This window comes from Psychrobacter piscatorii (genome assembly GCF_043641605.1).
GTDB classification, from domain to species: domain Bacteria; phylum Pseudomonadota; class Gammaproteobacteria; order Pseudomonadales; family Moraxellaceae; genus Psychrobacter; species Psychrobacter piscatorii_C.
This window is the reverse complement of the sequence record NZ_JBHZRK010000006.1, coordinates 136,881-156,493: the sequence shown is the minus strand read 5'-3', so window position 1 is coordinate 156,493 and position 19,613 is coordinate 136,881. Positions and strand designations below refer to the sequence as shown.

Sequence of the window (19,613 nt, the reverse complement as noted above, 5' to 3'; positions counted from 1 at the left end):
AATCTATCAAAGCGCCACATGTCTAAAAATTTTTATTAATTTAAAAGTTTTTATTAAAAAGTGTCATGACTAAAATCATAAAAGCATCATCCGACTACTCATTTGATGATGCTTTTTGCGGCTTATATACGTCTACTCTACTATCACGCTCAGATATCTACACTCTCAAATGAAGCAATACGTGTCTCACCACAAATAACTGCACTCATATAATGCTTCGGATCTTAAGATAAGAAATAAGTTAACTATTATAGAAATAGCACTATCTATAAACTGTCCTTATTAAAATCACTACCTGCTTACCCTCTTACTAATCGTCACCCCCGTAAAGCCGAATAGCAGTGTTAATAGCAGTGACAAATAACAGAAGAACGCATACGGCAAATACTCTAATACCGGCACCCCTAATGCCTGACTGATAAACACCCCGCACACACTCCAAGGCACCAGCGGATTAATCACCGTTCCTGCATCCTCAATCGTCCGAGACAAATTCTTCGGATGTAAGTTCAAACGCTCAAACGTTGAACGAAATGCCGTACCGGATAATAGAATACTCAAATACTGCTCACCGATCAGCACGTTAATGCTCAGTGCCGACATCGCTGCCGCAAAGATCGCTCGTCCTGATGTCGTCAATGTGTCCTTAATACCAGACAGCAGTGCTGGCAGAATACCTAGTGCTGTTAATAACCCACCTAAGCTTAATGCCAGTATCACAATTGCCTGTGTAAAGAACATACTCTGTACACCGCCGCGTGACAGCATACCGCCCACCTCACCCAGCTCTAATGACTCAGCAGGCGCATAACCGGCAAACAGATAACCGCCCAACTGACCAAAGCTTGGTGAACTGTGTACATAAGTAATGATGAGTGCTGCTGCAATCGTACAAATAATCGTATAAATCGCATTGACCCGAAACAGAGCTAACCCCACCAATATCACAAAAGGCAGTACCGAATACCCATGAACCAGGCCACTGTCTATCAGCTGTCCTTGTAGTATGGTCACTTGACTCAAATCAGCGCTGGTCGTCTGCCCTGAGAACATCCAGAACAGAATTACCGTGAGTATCCACGCAGGCACTGTCGTATACATCATGTTGCGAATGTGCTCAAACAGATCAATACCCACCACAGAGGACGCAATGGTACAGGTATCAGACAAAGGCGACATCTTATCACCAAAGAACGCACCTGATACCACCGCACCAGCCGCTATCGCCACATTGGCATCAAAGGCATTACTCATGCCGATGAAGGCCACCCCCAGTGTGGCAGCCGTGGTCAAACTACTACCTAAAGCGATACCAATAATGGAGGTCAAGATAAAAGCGGAGATGTAGTAGTACTCAGGTGAGATGAGCTGAAAACCAAAATACATGAGTGTGGGAATGGCCCCTGACATCATGAGAGCCGCAACCATCAGACCAATAAAGAAGAACAAATAGATGGCACCAATACCGCGCATGACGCCTGAGGCCATTTGTGCTTGCATGTCATCAAAGCTCAGACCTTTGGTCATACCGATAGCGAGCAGGACGCAGATGACCAAGATAAGAGACAAATGCGGTACCCAGCCAAAGCCAATCATGGTAATACCCATAATGGCGATGACGATGGCTGAGATAATAAAGGCAAGCTTGGCGCTGATCTGGGTGAGCGGTTTTGGTGGCATGACGTGCCCTTATATTGCTTATAGATTGAAAATACTCAAGTATTTAGGTTGATACGTCTAGTGCATAGCACCCATGACAGCCATTGCTACTTTGTCTTCTTTCCATAGAGCGTCGATCTGTCCTTCATCTTCCATTATTCATTTAAAAAGTAGCGCTAAGTTGGATTTTACGCATAAAAAAAAGCCTCACTATGAAGTGAGGCTTTTTGCGCTTTTTCAAGCCATATTTGGAGCGGGAAAAGAGATTCGAACTCTCGACCCCAACCTTGGCAAGGTTATGCTCTACCACTGAGCTATTCCCGCTTATTATCGAATCATCGTGTTGTTAACAACTACTCCGTCTCGATAGGCTGGCTATTTTAGCAAATATTCTGTGGGTGTCAACACCTTTTTTAAAAATTATGGCTAATATTTTTAGTCCAGACCTTCGTTTTTGAGGAAATGCAACATAAGCAATTGATTTAAAAACAGGAATTACTTTTAGAGAAATATAAATTATTTTATATTAATAATAGCACTTTGAGGTTTATCCTCTGTCATTGATACCTATTACTTCGGTTAAACCTTATCAGTCTACAATTTACCTTATGTCACATTTGTAAATGACTATAATTTTTTTTGCTATCACTAAAAGCAAAACGTTACTTCGTTATGAGCAATGTCTGTTTCACTTACAATCATACGCTCTATTGTTACTTTTCCTATCTTGGTTTTACTTGGTTAACATTATTATACTTATCTACAATGACAGCTCGAACAGGCTTTTACTGTCTTAGTAGATGATTGGGCGTCAATAAAGAGCCATAAAAAATAGCGCAATCACCTACTGCAACGCGATTTACTTTGTTTGATTTTGCTTTTTATCATTTATCGAGAGGATGCTTTTCATGAAAAAACTATTGACCACTAGTGTGATGGCGGCTTCATTGTCCGCGCTGACATTGACTGGTTGTACCAGTACGACCAATACTGGTGCCATCGGCGTCGATCGTCAGCAGTTATTGTTGGTCTCTAGCGAGCAAGTACTGCAGCTATCTGCACAGAGCTACGCTAAGACATTGCAAGATGCAAGATCCAAAGGTGTATTGGATACCAATACCGCCCAATTAAATCGCTTGAAAAATATTGCTAATCGTTTGGTTGGTCAAGTGGGTGTTTATCGTGCAGATGCAGCAAAATGGAAATGGGAAGTACACACGATCAAATCTGACCAGTTAAATGCTTTTGTTATGCCAGGTGGTAAGGTTATGTTTTACTCAGGCATCATTGATCGTCTGAACTTAACTGATGATGAGATTGCTGCAATCATGGGTCATGAAATCTCTCACGCATTACGTGAGCACTCACGTGAACGTATCTCACGCGAGTACGCGACCCAAACAGGCATCGGTGTTGCTGCCAGTATCTTTGGTCTATCACAAGGTCAAGCACAGCTAGCAAGCGTTGCTGGCGATCTAGGCTTGAGCCGTCCGCACAGTCGTACCCAAGAGAGCGAAGCTGATCAAATTGGTCTTGAGTTAATGGCACGTGCAGGTTACAACCCGCAAGCCGCTATTACTTTATGGCAAAAAATGCAGCGTGCGAGCCAAGGCGAGCCGCCTCAATTCCTAAGCACTCACCCAACAAGTAGCAGCCGTATCGCGGAGCTACAATCGTTGATGCCAAAAGTAATGCCACTGTATCAAAGGTCACGTCGTTAATACGTCGCCCTCCACTTCGATGTTTGATTTATCAAGTATGTAAATACAAAAAGCAAAGTACAACCAACGTGTTGTGCTTTGCTTTTTTATTGGGGTTTGCTTAGACAGTAAAGGCTTTTTAATCACGTACTATATCGATTGCTCTGTCTGCTATAATGTCGATAGATATCATTTGCAGATTGCCTAATAGAATTGCGCAATATACATTGAAGGATTGTTATGAGCACTACACCTACCGCCGATGCACTTCATGCCAAGCTACAGGCTCTAGACCCGCAGCACATCGAGCTGATCAATGAGTCAATGGCCCATGCTGGCTACTTCGAAGGCAAAGAAAGCCACTTTAAGCTCACTATTGTCAGTGAGGCATTCGAGGGCAAGCGATTGGTCGGGCGTCATCAGCTAATATATGGATTGGTTACGTCTTTATTGACGTCACAAGGCGGTCAAGTACATGCCTTAGCCATTCATGCCTACACGCCGACAGAATGGCAAGGTCAAAGCCCTGACAGTCCATTATGCGCGGGTCAAAATAAGTAGCTGAAAATAAAATGTTTTAAATAAGCCCATATAATGCAGTTCTAGCAGGAGCAATATTCGATGAAACACCTACATATGCTGATGGCGGTACTGACCATTGTGCTGTTCTTATATCAAAGCTACTTAGTGCTCAGCGCAAATAGACGCGCGCCACGTGTGGTCAAAATCGCCACTCATATTATCTACGCACTACTGATCCTGTCAGGTGCGATCATGCTCATGCAACTGATGAGTGTTAATGCCCCTGTACAGTGGGTATTTGCCAAAATTATCTTACTTATCGCGGCGATTAGCTCAAGCATCAAAGCCTTTAATGCCCATGCGACACCCACTCAGAGCAAAACAGGTATCCTGATTGCAGCTGTCGCGTATGTTGGCATTGTGATACTTGCCTTTGCCAAACCCGCCAACCTATTTTGATAAGTAATTGTTGTTGTAGCAGAGCTTCAATATTTTGAGTAAATATCGTACTGCTATCGCACAAGCGGCAGTATTGATAAGACAATAAAATATTTAACCATTTATATTTTTTCAATATCTTAATCATGCTATTTTTGCTATCTTAAATAGATATAAATACAATCACTTAGCCTAATGGAGCCACTATGAAAACGTTTACCACAGCGACACTACTGGCAACAGTTGGCGTTTTTGCGCTCTCAGGCTGTGCCTCTACTGGCAATGTCACGCCGCAATATGTGCCGCCAAGTACTTATCAAAACTATGATTGCCAAGCATTGAGCCAAGAATACAATCGCGTCAACCGTTATGTCGAAGCGGCGCGCAATGAGCAATCTACCTTGTCGGCCTCGGGTGTTGGGGTTGGCGTCTCTGCAGGACGTTGGGGTATCTCTCCCAATATTAGCTTTGGGGTTGGCAAAAGCAATAATACCAAAGCGCGTGATGCAAAGTTATCGCGGCTCTATGGTGAGCGTGATGCCATTGTCCAATCTGCCCGTATTCAACGCTGTAGTTTTGCCAATGGCATCAAAATTTATGGTGAATAAGATTTAGGCCAAGAAAAATCTAGCGGTAATACAGTACTGTTAAATTATTATCATGACACAAGAAAAAAGCCAATACGCGATAAACGTACTGGCTTTTTTCTGGCTATAACTTTGATAAGTCATAATCTGATCTGAGTAATACTACTTTACTAAGCTCTATGCCTGCAAGCTTTGCACCCACTGAACAATTTGGTTGCTTGGTAGTGCGCCTGACTGACGCGCGACTTCCTTACCATTTCTAAAAGCAACCATCGTCGGTAAGCTTCGGATATTATAAGGGGCTGCCGCTTGCTCGTATTTATCTGTTTGTACTTTGGCAAACACCACCTGCGGCAATTGATCAGCAGCCGTCTTGAACTCTGGCGCCATCATAATACACGGCTGACACCAGCTCGCCCAAAAATCCACGATGGTCAATACGTCGTTTTTTTGGATAACCTTATTTGCCGTTTGTGCATTCAGCTCATGCGGGCTTGCGGTCAATAATGGTTGACTACATTTGCCGCATTTTGGTGCCGCGCTCAGCCGTGCAGCAGGCACGCGATTGGTTGCTTGGCAATGTGGGCATACTAAATGAAAACTGTGTTCGCTCATCATTTGACTCCTATTTTAATTATTCTAATCGCTTTGCTTCTTAAAGATTTGTTATTGGTATCTGCGAATAAAAGCTGTCTGCACAAAATACTTACATAAATCATTTTAACATAGTTGCTGATACTCGTTCTTTATACCACTTGCTGTGCCACACCACTATACACATAGCTCATCGGTCGTGGACCGGGTAAGTACGCTTCGCTCAACTCATCGATGAAAAAACCACCTGCTCTAATTAACGCTGGAATATCACGATCTAAATGACAACCGCCTGCCATCGGTTTCCAAAAAGGCGTCAATCGATGCTGCCAGCGCTCGACAGAAATGTCTGGCGCCAAGCCATGCTCACAGAATAACAAGCGACCGTCAGGTTTCAGCACACGCGTCATTTCTTGTAATGCTGAGATCGGATCGTCGATACTGCATAGGGTAAAGGTCATAACAATAGTATCAAATCGATCCGTATCAGCATGAATACCCTGCACATCCACCGCTACCACATCAACTGGAATGCTAATGTCAGCGGCTCGCTGCCGTGCTAGCGTCTGCATCTGAGCCGCTGGGTCAATACCGATAATAGCAGAGACTTTTTTGGAATCATAAAACTGCAAATTTAGACCGCTACCAATGCCAACCTCTAATACCTCACCGAGCGCCTGAGGAACAATTTTGGACCGAGCTTTCATTACATTGCCTGTGCTACAAGCGACATCTATCAGCTTTGGCAATACATAACGCTCGTATGGATTCACTGTCTTCTCCCTTTATTGAACCACTTAGCGCTTGCAGGTATTCATACCAAGCATGCTATACAGAGGGCAAAAACGCGATAATCCTGTTAGTAAAGGAACTAAGCCGATTACGCCCCACCAACTGCCATAATATATACCTAATGCGATAATCACCACGCCAACAATAATACGTAGTAACCGTTCAGTACTGCCGATATTTATTTTCATGGCTGTGCCTTTTATATGTCATTTATTAAGTAGTAACGATCGTCAATGGCGCAACTTGGTTTATTCACCGAGTACATTGATGGGTACTTTCAGATAACGCGTACCGTTGTCTTCTGGCTCTGGAAAATGCCCCGCATCAATATTCACTTGTACCGCTGGGATAATCAGACGCGGCATGTCCAAGGTCGCATCGCGGCGCTCACGCATTTGCACAAACTCTGCTTCGTTGATACTGTCTTTGACATGGATATTTTCTAATTTTTGCGCCGCAACCGTGGTCGTTGGGCAATGCTGGCGACCCTTACTAGGATAATCATGACACAAGTACATCACAGTATCTTCAGGGAGTGCGAGCAGTTTTTGAATAGAGCGATAAAGCGTCTTTGCGTCACCACCTGGGAAATCACAGCGAGCGGTACCCACGTCAGGCGCAAACAATGTATCGCCGACGAACACCACTGTTTTCTCATTATCAGCAGCCATATAAGCCATATCAGCACGGGTATGTCCTGGCACATACATCGCAGTGATAGTGATACTACCAAGCGCTAGCGTCTCACCATCGTCCGTCAAAATATCAAACTGACTGGCATCAGTGCGGAAACTGGTATCAAAGTTAAAGATTTGCTTAAATATTTTTTGTACTTCAGTGATGTGCTGCCCAATGACCAATTGCCCACCAAGGCTTTCTTTGACGTGGATAGCTGCCGATAAATGATCAGCATGCGCATGAGTTTCAATAATGTATTCGAGCGTCCAATCATTCTCACGTACGAACTCAATGACCTCGTCAACGCTGCTCGTGCTCGTCCTGCCTGATTTTGCATCAAAATTTAATACGGGATCGACAATCGCACACACTTGCTGCTCGACATCGGCAAGTACATGAGTGTAGGTTTCTGTGTCTCTATCTAAGAAAGAATGAACTTGCATGGTTGCCTCTTTACTTATCTATGAATGTTTTTGCTATAGGGCTTTTTTTATCTCTAATTAACCCTTAAGTATGATATTGAGTCGTATATAATGTTTGCTTATATTTACGACTTTTTGTTATCACCAATATAGCAACTGCAATACATTTTATCAATTTATATAATGTAAATAATGATATCTTGCTATGTGGCGCGATATCATTGATAATCAACCATATATTATTAAAAATAATATGGCAGTGACTGCCTTATTATATAAGGAGCTTATTCTGGCTACTTCTAATTCAGCAATGAGTATGTCTACTCATAGCGCTAACGATGATGTGTCATCTGATAGCGCAGACTTTTCATCTATCGATCTTGCTAAACAAATGCAACAAGCCTCGATGCAAGCCAGCCAGCTACTAAAGTCGCTCTCGCATCCTGATCGCCTACTTCTACTCTGCCAGTTGACACAAGGTGAATATTGCGTCGGTGAGCTTGAAGGACTGGTCGGTGTTGGACAACCAAGTTTGTCGCAGCAGCTGGGTATCTTGCGTAAAGACGAGCTGGTTGCGACACGCCGTGAAGGCAAGCAAATCTACTATAGCATCGCAAGTGATGATGCCTTGGCCGTACTAGAGCTGCTTTATCAGAGATTTTGTGCCAAAACCGAATAATGCCGTATTCGCCTGACTGTTTTATACTGCTTTCTATCTTGGTGATGTATTGATATGTCTTCTCTCGCTGCTCGTCTGATTCCTACTTGGCTGCGCCAATACCAGCTCACAGCGTTACCGACCGATCTCGTCGCAGGACTGGTGGTGGGCGTACTGGTGATACCGCAAAGCCTAGGCTATGCAGTCCTTGCTGGTCTACCGCCCGTGTATGGTCTATATTCTGCGATCGTGCCTGTGCTCGTCTATGCTTGGCTGGGTTCTAGCAACGTACAAGCGGTTGGGCCCGTCGCGATCACCGCTATTATGACGGCCAGTGGTTTGCTACCTTATGCTGAGCAAGGCACAGAGCAGTATGCTCTGATGGCGAGTTTGCTGGCACTCATGGTAGGGGCGCTGCTGTGGATTGCAGGGCGGCTGAAGCTTGGCTGGATCATGCAGTTTATCAGTCGCGGCGTCTCAGCAGGGTTTGTGAGCGGGGCTGCAGTGCTTATCTTTGTCAGTCAGCTAAAGTATCTGATGGCGATACCCATCGCTGGTAGCAGCTTGGTTGGCTATTTATCTACCATGCAGCGCTATGCCAGTCAGGTGCATCCGCTAACCTTAGTGATTGGTATTACCGCGTTTGCGCTCTTGGTCGCTAACCGCTATGCGAGTCAATGGGTATGGCGAACGTGGCTGTCGTCATCGTATGCCAAATGGGCCGAACGCTTATTTCCACTGGTTTTAATAGGTATTGCCATTGTTCTGAGCATGCTATTACACTGGAATTCGCTAGGGGTTGCGACTATTGGTAGTATTCCACAAGGTTTACCCAGCTTTACGCTACCGCATATGACCGACCTGCAAGAAGCGCTCAAGCTCTTGCCGACCGCAGGGTTGATGGCACTGATCGTCTTTGTCTCTAGCAGTTCTGTTGCAAGTACTTATGCACGATTGCGCGGTGAGAGCTTCGATGCCAACCATGAGCTGACTGGTCTTGGTCTTGCCAATCTATCTGGCGGGCTGTTTCAAAGCTTTGCGGTCGCAGGTGGCTTTTCGCGCACGGCGATCAATGCTGACTCAGGAGCAAAGACACCCCTTGCCAGCCTTGTGACGGTGCTGGTAATGATTGCCGCGCTGATTGCCTTTAGTAATGCACTCGCACCCTTGCCTTATGCGCTACTCGGTGCAACCATCATGGCTTCTATCATTGGCCTGATAGATATTGCGACCTTAAAGTCTGCTTGGCAACGCGATCGCTTGGATGGGTCTAGCTTCTTGGCAGCGTTCGTCGGTGTGCTTATATTTGGGCTCAATACAGGTTTGGTCATTGGCCTAATGGTGTCATTCGCCAGCCTGATTTGGCAATCAAGTAAGCCACATGTCGCCATCGTGGGACAGCTAGGCGGTACAGGACACTTTCGCAATATCAATCGTCACGATGTGGTGACTTTTAACAATTTACTGATGCTGCGTATCGATGAGAGTCTGTTTTTTGGTAATAGTGAATCGGTACACCGCCGTATTCTAAATGCCATGCAGCAATATCCAGCAGCGCAGGAAATTATTTTGATCATGGCCGCGGTCAATCATATTGATCTGACAGCACAAGAGATGCTCAGTACCTTAAATAAAGAGCTTGCGCTGCAAGACAAGCGCTTACATTTTAGCTTTATTAAGGGCCCTGTCATGGATATCATCGGCCAGACCCCGCTCATTAGCGAGCTGTCAGGGCAGGTCTATCTCAGTACGTTAGATGCGGTTGATGCGTTAACACCCCACTAGTTGCTACCGCGGCGTATATCAGACTCGCAGTCTGCTATCGTGGTCTATCACCACATATCGCTATCATAGCGCCTGTGTTATGCTAGAGCGGCTGAGCATAGGCTAATGGAGCGTGAACGCCTATCACTTTGGTCTCAATAATACTTGATCACCCGATGATAATTTTTGCCAAAACCTCAATGATAAACGCCTATTAATAACGATAATAGACCCTATTTATGACTGATGATCTAACGATTTATAAGCAAATCTATCCAAGCCAATGTATCAAAATTGCCGAGCTTGGCTATCGCTCAGTACTTAATATACGTCCAGACGCTGAGATCGAGACACAGCCTAATAGCTGCGATTTTGCAAATGCTACTAAGGACGCAAATCTAACCTACCATCATTTGCCATTTGATGATGAGCGCTTGAGTATGCTGACCGTAGAGCAGTTTGCTGAGTTTTACCATGCAATGCCAAAACCTATATTGATGTTTTGCGGTACGGGCGCACGCGCCAAACTGCTGTATCAGAGCGCGTTGATGCAAGGCCTGCTATAGCTACATTTATCGCTTTAGTTGAATGACCAATTATTTTATAACACCCACCGAACCAATAAAAAAAGGAGCTCCTATGAGCCATGAAGTTAGCTTTACCGGACAGATTACCCCTGACCAAGTCCCTATGATTGCCGAAAACGGCTTTAAAACCATCATCAACAATCGTCCTGATGGTGAAGAGCCAAATCAGCCAACCAGTGCAGAGATTGAAGCCGCTGCTAAAGAAGCAGGACTTGCTTATAAAGAGATTTCATTCTCAGGTAATGGCTTGACGCAGCAGCATGTCGAAGCATTTGCAGATTTCTTTAATCAAGCTGAGCAACCAATGCTTATCTTTTGCCGTACGGGCAATCGCTCAAACGGTATCTATGAAGCCGCCAAGCAAATGGATTTGTTAGATGACTAGTCTTTCATCAAATTAATAAAATTTGCTACCGCTGAAAATAAAAATGCCCGTCCACATATTGGATGGGCTTTTTTTTGGGATATCATTTAAATGATAGAGATATCACGCAAATTATAGATTGGTTAATTCTCAATATTGAGTACATAATAAAATTTTATAGACATGGATTGATAGGACTGTATGATGCAAAAACCACTACTGATCATCGGCAATAAAAACTACTCATCTTGGTCGCTGCGCGCTTGGCTATTGCTAAAAGCGTTCAATGTTGACTTTGACGAGCAGCTGATTGAATTGTTTGATGCCTCAGCCCGCCCAATACTTGAGGCGCATTCGCCAACGGGAAAAGTCCCTGTATTGGTCTACGGTGAAGGTGATGAAAAAGTCACTGTCTGGGATACGCTCGCCATTGCGATGCATGTTAATGAGTATTTTACGGATATCAATATTTGGACAGGCATCAAAAAATCTGTCACTAACGCTCAAACTGACCATCAAAACAGAATCAACAGCGCTTATTGCCAAAGCATCATTGCTGAGATGCATTCAGGATTATCAGGTATTCGTAATGAGATGCCGATGAATATCAGAGCAACTGCTAAAATACATCCAAGTGAGGTGTGCTTATCTGATATTGCTCGTATTGAGGCTATTTTTGCCGATTGCTTAAAGGGACGTTCAGAAGACAGTTATTTGTTTGGACATTTCACAGCAGCTGATGTCTTTTTTGCCCCAGTAGTGCTGCGATTACAGACCTACGCCGATGCGTCCAATATCACTTTGCAACCGCTTACCAAGCAGTATTGCCAGACCATGCTGAATAATCCGCATATCAAGACTTGGATTCAAGCAGCACTACAAGAGACACGGATTATCGAAGAAGATGAAGCGGGTGAGATTGTCTCGTTATCGGGTGTTTTGTCAGCTAAATAATACTTTCCACAAAAAAACCACTTCAGCTGAGCCAAAGTGGTTTTTTTTAATAAGACGTTAAGCGTATTACTGTTTTTGCTCTAACGCCTCTTTTACTGCTTTTTTGCCCCATGCACTCAGATCGAGATCTAATTTCTCATACTCTTGCGCATCGAATAATGGCTCTTTGACGCCTGATTTTAATTGACGGGCAAAGTCGTCAAGTAAGCGCTTGGCACGTGGGAACAGCATAATTAATGCGAGTAAGTTGGCTAGTGCGAGTACGCCCATCAATGGATCAGCGAAGAAGAAGACAGTGGTTGCCGCAGGTGCTACCGCGCCCAAGAACAAGATCGCAATCACCACAATGCGTAATACCAAGGTCGCTGCTTTGATATTCTTCTTGACCAAGAAGTTAATCGCATTTTCGCCCATATAGTAGTTATACATGATAGAGCTTAGTGCAAACAGCAATAGCGAGATGGTTAATACATACTGTGACCAGTCGCCCAGCTGAGCGGTGAGCGCTTGCTGCGCCAGTACAATACCATCGACTTCGGCACCTGGCTGATAAACGCCGCTGAGCAAAATCATGAATGCCGTAGCACTACACACAACAATCGTATCAATAAATACCGATAGGGACTGCGAGATACCTTGGCTCACAGGATGCGTGGCATAAGCGGTCGCCGCGATGTTAGGCGCAGAACCCAAACCTGCCTCATTAGAGAACAGACCGCGCTTCATGCCTTGCTCAATCGCCACACCGATACCACCGCCAACGACGGATTCAATACCAAATGCATTTTTAACAATCATCGCCATCAATGCAGGCAGATCGGCGATATTCAACACGATGATAATTAGTGCCATCCCAATGTAAATCAGCGCCATTACAGGAATCACAACGTCAGCGACTTTTGCAATACGCTGGATACCACCAAAGACGATAAATCCACCCGCAACCACCAGTACCGCACCTGATATCCAGCGATCAATCCCGAAGCTCTCAAGCGCGGAACCTGCTACCGTATTACCTTGGAATGCGATAAATCCAATGGAGAAAGATAGGAGTAAAGCAATAGCATAAATGACAGCGAGCCAACGATAATCTTTACCTAAACCGTGTAAAATATAAGTTGCAGGGCCGCCGCGAAAGTTACCATCATTGTCTCTGCGCTTGTAAAGCTGAGCCAAGCTACACTCAACAATACTGGTCATCATGCCGATGAGGGCCACAACCCACATCCAAAAAACCGCACCGGGACCACCCAAAGAGATTGCAACGGCAACACCAGCAATGTTACCACCACCAACACGTCCACCGATCGACACGAGCAACGCCTGACGGGCAGAAATCCCATCGTCTCCTACTTCGTCCGTTTTAAACACACGGAACATACGTTTAAAATATGTAAACTGAGCGAACCTGCCCACAATGGTAAATAATAGACCAAAAATAATTAACATAGGCACGAGTGCCCAGCCCCACGTTAGATCCCCGACTAGGGCAAAAAAAGATTCTATATATTCCATGCCTATTTTCCTTATAGTTCATGATGCTATGATAGGTTTTATTGGGCTTATTATCGCATCTAAGACCCGTATTTGTAACGCAAATGGCGCATTTGTAACGTAAATGATGACATTTTTCGAGAGAAATTGCTTTATTCACTCATCAAAATGACTGGTTTTTAAACTTTAGGCGCTATTCTATAGAAAAATTCCTATAAAAACGCAAAAAAAAGCCACCTCAATTGAGATGGCTTTTTCTTCTGAGACTAATTCTGATACTGAAGCTTACTGCATAACCAAATATTCAAACGCTGACAATGCTGCTTTACTACCCTCGCCCATTGCAATATTAATCTGCTTGAATGGTACGGTAGTTACATCACCACAGGCAAAGATACCTTTGCGATCTGTACGGCAGCGCTCATCGATCTCAATCTCACCAAAGCGGTTTAAATCGACAAAGCCTTTGATAAATTCAGTGTTTGGCACGAGACCAATCTGTACAAACACACCTGATAAATCACGCTCATGCGTCTCACCTGTGCTGCGATCTTGATAGACGATAGATGATACCTTACCATCAGTCGCCTTAATCTCTTGCGTCGCCGCACCAGTAATGAATTCAATATTGGATTTTTCTTTGGCCTTATTGATCAATACCTGGTCTGCTTTTAACTCATCAGCGAACTCTAATACAGTGACGTGCTTAACAATACCTGCCAAATCTAACGCAGCCTCGACGCCTGAGTTGCCACCGCCGATCACTGAGATGTCTTTACCTTTGAAGAATGGACCGTCACAGTGGGCACAAAACGCCACGCCTTTACCGATGTTTTCTTCTTCGCCTGGTACGCCAAGCTTACGCCACTGGGCACCTGTCGCCAAGATAATACTGCGAGTCTCAAACGTCTCACCGGTATTTAGGTTGATGCTGTAGTTTTCTTCTTCTGTCTCGCTGATGTCTTTTACACTTACATGCTCTTTTAGCGTGATGTTGTATTCAGCCAAGTGCTTGACGAAATTAGTCGATAAATCAGTACCATTCGTTAAAGGCACAGATATTAAGTTTTCGATATCTTGCGTGTCTTTGACCTGTCCACCGATACGGTCAGCAACCATGGTCACTTTCAGACCTTTACGCGCGGTATAAATAGCTGCTGCAACGCCTGCAGGACCCGCACCGATGATAGTGACATCTTGCTGCTCTAATTGCTCAGCGTCATCTTCCACATCTGCCAGCAAATCTGGAAACTGCTCTTGTAATTTTCCAATCAGTTTGGCAGTGTCAATCAGACCATTGGCAAACGGTTTGCCGTTCAAGAATACTGCTGGTACACCTTGGATTTTGTTTGCTTCTACTTGCTCTTGGAATAGCGCGCCATCGATCATCTCATTGCTTATGCCATCGTTTAACAGCGCAAATTGGTTTAGCGCCTGAACCACTTCTGGGCAGCTATGGCACGATAATGATACGTAGGTCTGAAACTGTAACGGCTTATTAAAGCGCTTGACCAGCTTTTGAATACCTTCATCCAATTTCAGCGTATGACCACCCGCTTGTAGGATTGCCAAAATCAATGACGTGAATTCATGCCCACCAGGAATACCACTAAATATGATGCCTGTGTCAGCAATCTCTCCATCAACATGACTGACTACTTTAAAACTAATCGCGCTTGGTAAGCTGTCATCATTCGCTTCTGCATCGAAGTTAATTTTGTCCGTTGTACCCGCAATCTTGGTCAAAAAATCAACCAGTTCAGCACGCTTATTATGCTCACCGCTACCCAATACAAAAGTAATCGGGCGCGTCATGTTTTCGCTATATGTCTTAACCGCATCTAATAAATTCTGATCTATCATGTTTGTTCCTCATTATGACTGAATATGTAACGGCAACTGTCATGCTGCACGCTTAAATATGAAATTCTTACACTTAATAATTTTATAAAAAATATTGTATATATCGAGCTTTCGCTCTTGAATGACCCTATTATCAGGTGTTCGCAGCATTTGGGCAAGCTGAGAAACTCAAACCTTATGTTTTATAAAACTAATCATTAATAGGTTTGATTAATTAAATACAAATACACTGGTGGATAATAGCCATAGTATCTAGGCTATTTTTTCGCTACAATCGAGAATAGTTCTTAAGTTAAGCCGTTTTTTTAACACCATACGCGATTGCTTGTGACAAGCTTGCGTTTAATGACAAGGATGAACACATGAGAAAAACAGATACTTTCCACGATAATAGAGATACTATTACCGAACTGAAGCTCAAAGACAGTCATTTTGCGAGTATTTTTGATGAGCATACCGAGCTTGACCAAAAGATCAATTACCTCGAAAAAGATCTAGTCAAGCATGCCAGCCGTGAAGAAGAAATAGAACAAATGAAACGGCGTAAATTGCATCTCAAAGACGAGATTTATAAGATTATTGATAAAAATAAAGAACAATCTCGCGCCTAATACTACGCCTACTACGCTTATGATCAACAAATAAGACTCATAAGATTGTAGCTAGCGCCATAAAAAGACCCCATCAACATCAGTTAATGGGGTCTTTATTTATAGAGCTGATTCCAATAAAAGTATGAAATTCAGCACTACCTTATCTAAGGGATGAAATAGCTACTTAGATTTTACCAACTAGGTCAAGACTTGGCTTAAGTGTATCGCCGCCTTGTTCCCAAGCTGCTGGACAAACTTCGCCGTCGTTTTCACGAACGTACTGAGCTGCTTTTACTTTACGTAGCATGTCTTTTGCGCTACGGCCAATACCGCCAGCGTGGATTTCTGCTACTTGAATCAAGCCATCAGGATCTACTAAGAACGTACCGCGCTCAGCCAAACCTGCTTCTTCAATCATGACGTTGAAGCCACGAGTGATTTTACCAGTAGGATCGCCGATCATTGGATACTGTACTTTGCCGATTGCTTCTGAAGAATCATGCCATGCTTTGTGCGTGAAATGCGTGTCGGTTGATACTGAGTATACTTCAACACCCAAACCTTTTAGCTCGTCGTAATGAGCAGCCATGTCTTCTAGCTCAGTTGGGCAAACAAAGGTAAAATCAGCTGGGTAAAATAGGAAAATCGCCCAGTTGCCTCTTACGTCTTCTGACGTGATGGTTTTGAACTCACCGTTTACATACGCATCAGCTGAAAATTCTGGGATTTCTTGATTGATAATAGACGCCATGATTGGCTCCTTTATAGTGAATTAAATTAAAAATTATTTGTATGGTTTTTTAACTAGCCCTTTAGCTTTCTGGGCTACCCGACAAACTATACGCGAATCCTATGGTTAATCCAGTTAAAAGTTTTTAATGTGATGTTTTGTTTTATTAAACTTGTTAAACTATTCTCTCTATATCCTATCATTAGTACACAACTGGTCATTTGCTGCCTTATAAAGGTTGGCTGACATGATAAATTACATTAAAAACCCATTAAAAGAGAGGTTTTATGATTACTTTACGACAACTTGAGTTTGCGCTCGCCGTCGCCAAACATCGTCACTTCAAACGTGCTGCCGAAGATTGCAATATTTCGCAGTCTGCTCTGAGCTTGGGTATCGCAGAATTAGAAAAACAGTTAGATACGCAGATTTTTGAGCGTAATAACAAGCAAGTACTGATTACCCCTATCGGTCAAGAAATCCTCACAAGGGCGCAACGAGTGTTCTCTGAAGTGAGTGATTTGACCACGCGCGCGCATAGCCATCAGACACCGCTGGCGTACCCGATGACCGTTGGTATCATTCCCACGATTGCCCCTTACTTGCTACCAAAGGTGCTGCCTGCGCTGCGTGCTCAGTATCCAGAGTTCCGCATGACTATCGTTGAGCAACAAACCGAGCGGTTGCTCGAACAAGTGCGCTATGGTCATATCGATACCGCTATCATTGCGCTGCCGTATGCTGTAGATGGCCTGCACAGTTTTGAGTTTTGGAGTGAAGACTTCTTTGCCGTGTTCCCAAAAGACGATGTACATGCCAAGCTTGATACCATCAATGCTGACGAGTTGGCCACTGCCAATCTCATGCTATTAGGCGAAGGGCACTGCCTAACTGATCAGACGCTATCTGTCTGTCATTTTGACCGTGCACAGATGAAGTCAAGCTTCTCGGATGCCAGTCTAAACACTTTGATTCAAATGGCACTTGCCAATATGGGTACGACGCTAGTGCCTGAAATGGCTCTCGATCAGTTGCACCTGCAAAACCAAAATGCCGTCGCTGTACCACTGGCTGAAGAAGGACCACACCGCCATATTGCCTTTGTCACCCGCTTAAACTATGCGCGTGTCGATGATGTTAGCTTGCTTGGTGATGTATTTAACAAAGCGTTTAAAGATGCGGCCAATACAAAATAATTGGCAGGCGAAAAAGGTTAACTATGAATGAATTGCCACTCATAAATATGGATCTAGGCAATCGTTTTTACTTATTCTTGTCTGCTCTCAATAGTGATGTAATGCCAGAAAATGCACAAGCGCTCTGGCAAGATATCTCTGTGCGTTATGGCGAATCACAACGTGCTTATCATACCCTGAGTCATATTGAGCAGTTACTAGTACAATTCGACAATATTAAACACTATTTGGCTGAGCCGCATATCGTGGCGTTGGCACTGTATTATCATGATGTAATATACGACCCAACACGCGCAGATAATGAGCAAAAAAGCGCTGAATATGCAGTAGACGCACTGAGTTCTTATCTAAGCCCAGAACAGTGCCAATATATCTACGCACTCATCATGATGACAGCCAATCATCAAATAGACGAGTCGACAGATAGTGTTAAATACAGTGATGCGGCATACTTATTGGATATGGATTTGAGTATTTTGGGTGCGCCTTGGTCTACCTATGAGCAGTATGCAAACGCAATACGTCAAGAATATGCACACGTCGCAGATGATAACTACCGTGATGGGCGCACTGCGTTATTACAAGGATTATTAGCGCATCCCAAACTCTATCTGACTGATTATTACTATAATCAATTAGAAGCGCAAGCTCGGGACAATATCAACCGCGAGCTTACTTCGCTCGCAGCTTTATAAATAACTCACTACCGTGCCTTGCTGGATGTGAATTATAGCTCGTCTCCATAATATCGATATCAAAATGGCTTTGAAAACGCTGCTGGTACTCTTCCTTAGTGCCACCAAATGGTGGCTCCTCTCGTCCAAAGTCGGTATCAAATAACAAACCAACCAGTTTGCCTTGTGGTTTTAGTAACTTTGCCATCTGCTGCACATACTCATCACGGCGCGCTGGATTAATCGCACAAAAAAACGTCTGCTCCAGTACCCAATCAAATTGATATTGCTCAACTGATAAACTAAAAAAGTCCGCACAGACTAAATGCTCAGATGGAAAATCAGGATAGCGCCGAGCAAAGGCTTCAATCGGGGCTGGCGCAAAATCAACCAACGTGACATTGGTAAATCCTTGCTCATATAGATAGCCTACCTCGTAAGCATTACCAGCACCTGGTACGAGTATCGCCTCATCCTTGGCACTTTCGGGTAGCTGGTCAATGTAAGCTTTGAGCGGTGGTGATACTTGTCCCATATCCCAGCCAGTACTGTTTTTCTCATAGCGCTCCTGCCAAAAAGCGGCTTGATTGACATTTTCCATCTGACATCCCTGTATATAAAACTATTATTTAAACGAAACAATTTGTATCGTTATTTCTTATCATATCAGGCTTGTTGAAATTATCTACATTATTTAGATAGTATATTTAATCCAACTGCCCTGTCTTGCCCGCTAATATATTATGCCATTGCTGATAATCTGGCATTGCAGTTGCCACTGTTTGCCAGAATGCTGGGCTATGATTGGCATGATGCAAATGACACAGTTCATGGACGATCACATATTCGGTGCATTCAATAGGATAAGCAGGGAGATAAACGGACAACCAAATTCGCTTCGCGCGCGTGTTGCAGCTGCCCCAGCGCGTGTACATTTTTTTTACTCGTATCTCATTGGCGTAGGCACCAACGATTGGCTGCCATTTCTCAAATAGCGACGGCATGATACCGGAGAGCTGTCGGCGATAGTATGCTATTTTTTCATCATGACTTAATGTAAGTGGCTGTACTTTACCCCATAGATAAACAGGGTTCTTAGCAGTTGCAGGATGTGGTGACGCGCTTTGTTTACGCTGGTGTTGTTCTAATACTTGCGGGTGATGCGCAATAGCCCAAGGCACGCGCTTGGCAACAGCATGAACTGTTTGTGACGCGCTGATATGGATTGGTACAGAGACCATCAATGTATGAGGCTTTAAGCGAAAATTGATATTTTTGACACGCTTTTTGCTGATATGCAGCTCAATACTTGCCTGTGCGAGCTGCTCTCTAACAGTGTCTAAA

The 19,613-nt window shown here is 43.9% G+C and carries 22 protein-coding genes and 1 tRNA gene; 12 read left to right on the top strand and 11 right to left on the bottom strand.

The window, feature by feature from the left end:
- Positions 1-291: 291 nt before the first annotated feature.
- Positions 292-1,680, bottom strand: a complete 1,389-nt coding sequence (gene nhaC / locus ACHUET_RS07685; protein ID WP_394211900.1) for a Na+/H+ antiporter NhaC — start codon at positions 1,678-1,680, stop codon at positions 292-294.
- A gap of 228 nt (positions 1,681-1,908) precedes the next feature.
- Positions 1,909-1,983, bottom strand: a tRNA-Gly gene (locus ACHUET_RS07680).
- A 584-nt stretch (positions 1,984-2,567) separates the two neighbouring features.
- On the opposite strand from ACHUET_RS07680, the gene ACHUET_RS07675 reads away from it, so the two are divergent.
- From ACHUET_RS07675 to ACHUET_RS07660, 4 genes are all read left to right on the top strand, one after another.
- Positions 2,568-3,380 carry a M48 family metallopeptidase gene (locus ACHUET_RS07675; protein ID WP_201597965.1) on the top strand — a complete coding sequence of 271 codons (813 nt, stop codon included), beginning with the start codon at positions 2,568-2,570 and terminating at the stop codon, positions 3,378-3,380.
- Positions 3,381-3,599: 219 nt separating this feature from the next.
- Entirely contained in the window at positions 3,600-3,920 is a 321-nt protein-coding gene (locus ACHUET_RS07670) for a BolA family protein (RefSeq protein ID WP_238038898.1), read from the top strand.
- Between the two features lie 60 nt (positions 3,921-3,980).
- Positions 3,981-4,340 carry a SirB2 family protein gene (locus ACHUET_RS07665; protein WP_394211898.1) on the top strand — a complete coding sequence of 120 codons (360 nt, stop codon included), beginning with the start codon at positions 3,981-3,983 and terminating at the stop codon, positions 4,338-4,340.
- Positions 4,341-4,525: 185 nt separating this feature from the next.
- On the top strand, positions 4,526-4,927 hold the full coding sequence (locus ACHUET_RS07660; protein WP_394211896.1) for a hypothetical protein: 402 nt from the start codon (positions 4,526-4,528) through the stop codon (positions 4,925-4,927).
- Between the two features lie 156 nt (positions 4,928-5,083).
- Here the strand turns inward: ACHUET_RS07660 and trxC are convergent, their stop codons facing one another.
- The 4 genes from trxC to ACHUET_RS07640 form a co-directional block, all read right to left on the bottom strand.
- Positions 5,084-5,521 (bottom strand): thioredoxin TrxC, encoded by a 438-nt coding sequence (trxC, locus tag ACHUET_RS07655; protein ID WP_394211945.1) that lies wholly within the window; start codon positions 5,519-5,521, stop codon positions 5,084-5,086.
- Positions 5,522-5,652: 131 nt separating this feature from the next.
- Positions 5,653-6,273 (bottom strand): class I SAM-dependent methyltransferase, encoded by a 621-nt coding sequence (locus tag ACHUET_RS07650; protein ID WP_394211894.1) that lies wholly within the window; start codon positions 6,271-6,273, stop codon positions 5,653-5,655.
- Positions 6,274-6,297: 24 nt separating this feature from the next.
- Positions 6,298-6,480, bottom strand: coding sequence for a YgaP family membrane protein (locus ACHUET_RS07645; protein WP_201597955.1), 183 nt, complete (start codon positions 6,478-6,480; stop codon positions 6,298-6,300).
- Positions 6,481-6,540: 60 nt separating this feature from the next.
- Complete coding sequence (locus tag ACHUET_RS07640; protein WP_394211892.1) at positions 6,541-7,413, bottom strand: MBL fold metallo-hydrolase; 873 nt, start codon at positions 7,411-7,413, stop codon at positions 6,541-6,543.
- Between the two features lie 295 nt (positions 7,414-7,708).
- Here ACHUET_RS07640 and ACHUET_RS07635 point away from each other — a divergent pair, with 295 nt between their 5' ends.
- The 5 genes from ACHUET_RS07635 to ACHUET_RS07615 all read left to right on the top strand — a co-directional run bounded on the left by ACHUET_RS07635 (position 7,709) and on the right by ACHUET_RS07615 (position 11,719).
- Positions 7,709-8,071 (top strand): ArsR/SmtB family transcription factor, encoded by a 363-nt coding sequence (locus ACHUET_RS07635; RefSeq protein ID WP_394211890.1) that lies wholly within the window; start codon positions 7,709-7,711, stop codon positions 8,069-8,071.
- 54 nt (positions 8,072-8,125) lie between these two features.
- Positions 8,126-9,835 (top strand): SulP family inorganic anion transporter, encoded by a 1,710-nt coding sequence (locus ACHUET_RS07630; protein ID WP_394211888.1) that lies wholly within the window; start codon positions 8,126-8,128, stop codon positions 9,833-9,835.
- Positions 9,836-10,053: 218 nt separating this feature from the next.
- Positions 10,054-10,380: a protein tyrosine phosphatase family protein gene (locus tag ACHUET_RS07625; RefSeq protein ID WP_394211886.1), complete on the top strand. Its 327-nt coding sequence runs from the start codon at positions 10,054-10,056 to the stop codon at positions 10,378-10,380.
- Positions 10,381-10,453: 73 nt separating this feature from the next.
- Positions 10,454-10,786, top strand: a complete 333-nt coding sequence (locus tag ACHUET_RS07620) for a protein tyrosine phosphatase family protein (RefSeq protein ID WP_071003008.1) — start codon at positions 10,454-10,456, stop codon at positions 10,784-10,786.
- 180 nt (positions 10,787-10,966) lie between these two features.
- Positions 10,967-11,719: a glutathione S-transferase family protein gene (locus ACHUET_RS07615; RefSeq protein ID WP_394211883.1), complete on the top strand. Its 753-nt coding sequence runs from the start codon at positions 10,967-10,969 to the stop codon at positions 11,717-11,719.
- A 66-nt stretch (positions 11,720-11,785) separates the two neighbouring features.
- Here the strand turns inward: ACHUET_RS07615 and ACHUET_RS07610 are convergent, their stop codons facing one another.
- The gene (locus ACHUET_RS07610) at positions 11,786-13,234 is read right to left on the bottom strand and encodes an alanine/glycine:cation symporter family protein (RefSeq protein WP_277077480.1); all 1,449 of its coding nucleotides are present in this window, start codon (positions 13,232-13,234) and stop codon (positions 11,786-11,788) included.
- A gap of 264 nt (positions 13,235-13,498) precedes the next feature.
- Positions 13,499-15,076, bottom strand: coding sequence for an alkyl hydroperoxide reductase subunit F (gene ahpF, locus ACHUET_RS07605; protein WP_394211881.1), 1,578 nt, complete (start codon positions 15,074-15,076; stop codon positions 13,499-13,501).
- Positions 15,077-15,438: 362 nt separating this feature from the next.
- Here ahpF and ACHUET_RS07600 point away from each other — a divergent pair, with 362 nt between their 5' ends.
- Positions 15,439-15,687: a YdcH family protein gene (locus tag ACHUET_RS07600; protein ID WP_394211879.1), complete on the top strand. Its 249-nt coding sequence runs from the start codon at positions 15,439-15,441 to the stop codon at positions 15,685-15,687.
- 166 nt (positions 15,688-15,853) lie between these two features.
- Here the strand turns inward: ACHUET_RS07600 and ahpC are convergent, their stop codons facing one another.
- The gene (gene ahpC, locus ACHUET_RS07595; protein ID WP_394211877.1) at positions 15,854-16,420 is read right to left on the bottom strand and encodes an alkyl hydroperoxide reductase subunit C; all 567 of its coding nucleotides are present in this window, start codon (positions 16,418-16,420) and stop codon (positions 15,854-15,856) included.
- Positions 16,421-16,686: 266 nt separating this feature from the next.
- Here ahpC and ACHUET_RS07590 point away from each other — a divergent pair, with 266 nt between their 5' ends.
- Positions 16,687-17,595 carry a hydrogen peroxide-inducible genes activator gene (locus ACHUET_RS07590; protein WP_394211875.1) on the top strand — a complete coding sequence of 303 codons (909 nt, stop codon included), beginning with the start codon at positions 16,687-16,689 and terminating at the stop codon, positions 17,593-17,595.
- A gap of 23 nt (positions 17,596-17,618) precedes the next feature.
- The gene (locus ACHUET_RS07585) at positions 17,619-18,290 is read left to right on the top strand and encodes an HD domain-containing protein (RefSeq protein WP_394211873.1); all 672 of its coding nucleotides are present in this window, start codon (positions 17,619-17,621) and stop codon (positions 18,288-18,290) included.
- Here the strand turns inward: ACHUET_RS07585 and ACHUET_RS07580 are convergent.
- Both ACHUET_RS07580 and ACHUET_RS07575 read right to left on the bottom strand, forming a co-directional pair.
- On the bottom strand, positions 18,268-18,870 hold the full coding sequence (locus ACHUET_RS07580; protein ID WP_394211872.1) for a methyltransferase domain-containing protein: 603 nt from the start codon (positions 18,868-18,870) through the stop codon (positions 18,268-18,270). The two genes, ACHUET_RS07585 and ACHUET_RS07580, sit on opposite strands and share 23 nt — an antisense overlap.
- Before the next feature lie 106 nt (positions 18,871-18,976).
- Positions 18,977-19,510, bottom strand: coding sequence for a M48 family metallopeptidase (locus ACHUET_RS07575; protein WP_394211870.1), 534 nt, complete (start codon positions 19,508-19,510; stop codon positions 18,977-18,979).
- Positions 19,511-19,613: the final 103 nt, after the last annotated feature.

Excerpts from the sequence above, each read along its gene's own strand:
- nhaC (WP_394211900.1), bottom strand. The coding sequence starts at position 1,680 with ATGCCACCAAAACCGCTCACCCAGATCAGCGCCAAGCTTGCCTTTATT.
- ACHUET_RS07675 (WP_201597965.1), top strand. The coding sequence starts at position 2,568 with ATGAAAAAACTATTGACCACTAGTGTGATGGCGGCTTCATTGTCCGCG.
- ACHUET_RS07670 (WP_238038898.1), top strand. The coding sequence starts at position 3,600 with ATGAGCACTACACCTACCGCCGATGCACTTCATGCCAAGCTACAGGCT.
- ACHUET_RS07665 (WP_394211898.1), top strand. The coding sequence starts at position 3,981 with ATGAAACACCTACATATGCTGATGGCGGTACTGACCATTGTGCTGTTC.
- ACHUET_RS07660 (WP_394211896.1), top strand. The coding sequence starts at position 4,526 with ATGAAAACGTTTACCACAGCGACACTACTGGCAACAGTTGGCGTTTTT.
- trxC (WP_394211945.1), bottom strand. The coding sequence starts at position 5,521 with ATGAGCGAACACAGTTTTCATTTAGTATGCCCACATTGCCAAGCAACC.
- ACHUET_RS07645 (WP_201597955.1), bottom strand. The coding sequence starts at position 6,480 with ATGAAAATAAATATCGGCAGTACTGAACGGTTACTACGTATTATTGTT.
- ACHUET_RS07640 (WP_394211892.1), bottom strand. The coding sequence starts at position 7,413 with ATGCAAGTTCATTCTTTCTTAGATAGAGACACAGAAACCTACACTCAT.
- ACHUET_RS07635 (WP_394211890.1), top strand. The coding sequence starts at position 7,709 with ATGTCTACTCATAGCGCTAACGATGATGTGTCATCTGATAGCGCAGAC.
- ACHUET_RS07630 (WP_394211888.1), top strand. The coding sequence starts at position 8,126 with ATGTCTTCTCTCGCTGCTCGTCTGATTCCTACTTGGCTGCGCCAATAC.
- ACHUET_RS07625 (WP_394211886.1), top strand. The coding sequence starts at position 10,054 with ATGACTGATGATCTAACGATTTATAAGCAAATCTATCCAAGCCAATGT.
- ACHUET_RS07620 (WP_071003008.1), top strand. The coding sequence starts at position 10,454 with ATGAGCCATGAAGTTAGCTTTACCGGACAGATTACCCCTGACCAAGTC.
- ACHUET_RS07615 (WP_394211883.1), top strand. The coding sequence starts at position 10,967 with ATGATGCAAAAACCACTACTGATCATCGGCAATAAAAACTACTCATCT.
- ACHUET_RS07610 (WP_277077480.1), bottom strand. The coding sequence starts at position 13,234 with ATGGAATATATAGAATCTTTTTTTGCCCTAGTCGGGGATCTAACGTGG.
- ahpF (WP_394211881.1), bottom strand. The coding sequence starts at position 15,076 with ATGATAGATCAGAATTTATTAGATGCGGTTAAGACATATAGCGAAAAC.
- ACHUET_RS07600 (WP_394211879.1), top strand. The coding sequence starts at position 15,439 with ATGAGAAAAACAGATACTTTCCACGATAATAGAGATACTATTACCGAA.
- ahpC (WP_394211877.1), bottom strand. The coding sequence starts at position 16,420 with ATGGCGTCTATTATCAATCAAGAAATCCCAGAATTTTCAGCTGATGCG.
- ACHUET_RS07590 (WP_394211875.1), top strand. The coding sequence starts at position 16,687 with ATGATTACTTTACGACAACTTGAGTTTGCGCTCGCCGTCGCCAAACAT.
- ACHUET_RS07585 (WP_394211873.1), top strand. The coding sequence starts at position 17,619 with ATGAATGAATTGCCACTCATAAATATGGATCTAGGCAATCGTTTTTAC.
- ACHUET_RS07580 (WP_394211872.1), bottom strand. The coding sequence starts at position 18,870 with ATGGAAAATGTCAATCAAGCCGCTTTTTGGCAGGAGCGCTATGAGAAA.
- ACHUET_RS07575 (WP_394211870.1), bottom strand. The coding sequence starts at position 19,510 with ATGGTCTCTGTACCAATCCATATCAGCGCGTCACAAACAGTTCATGCT.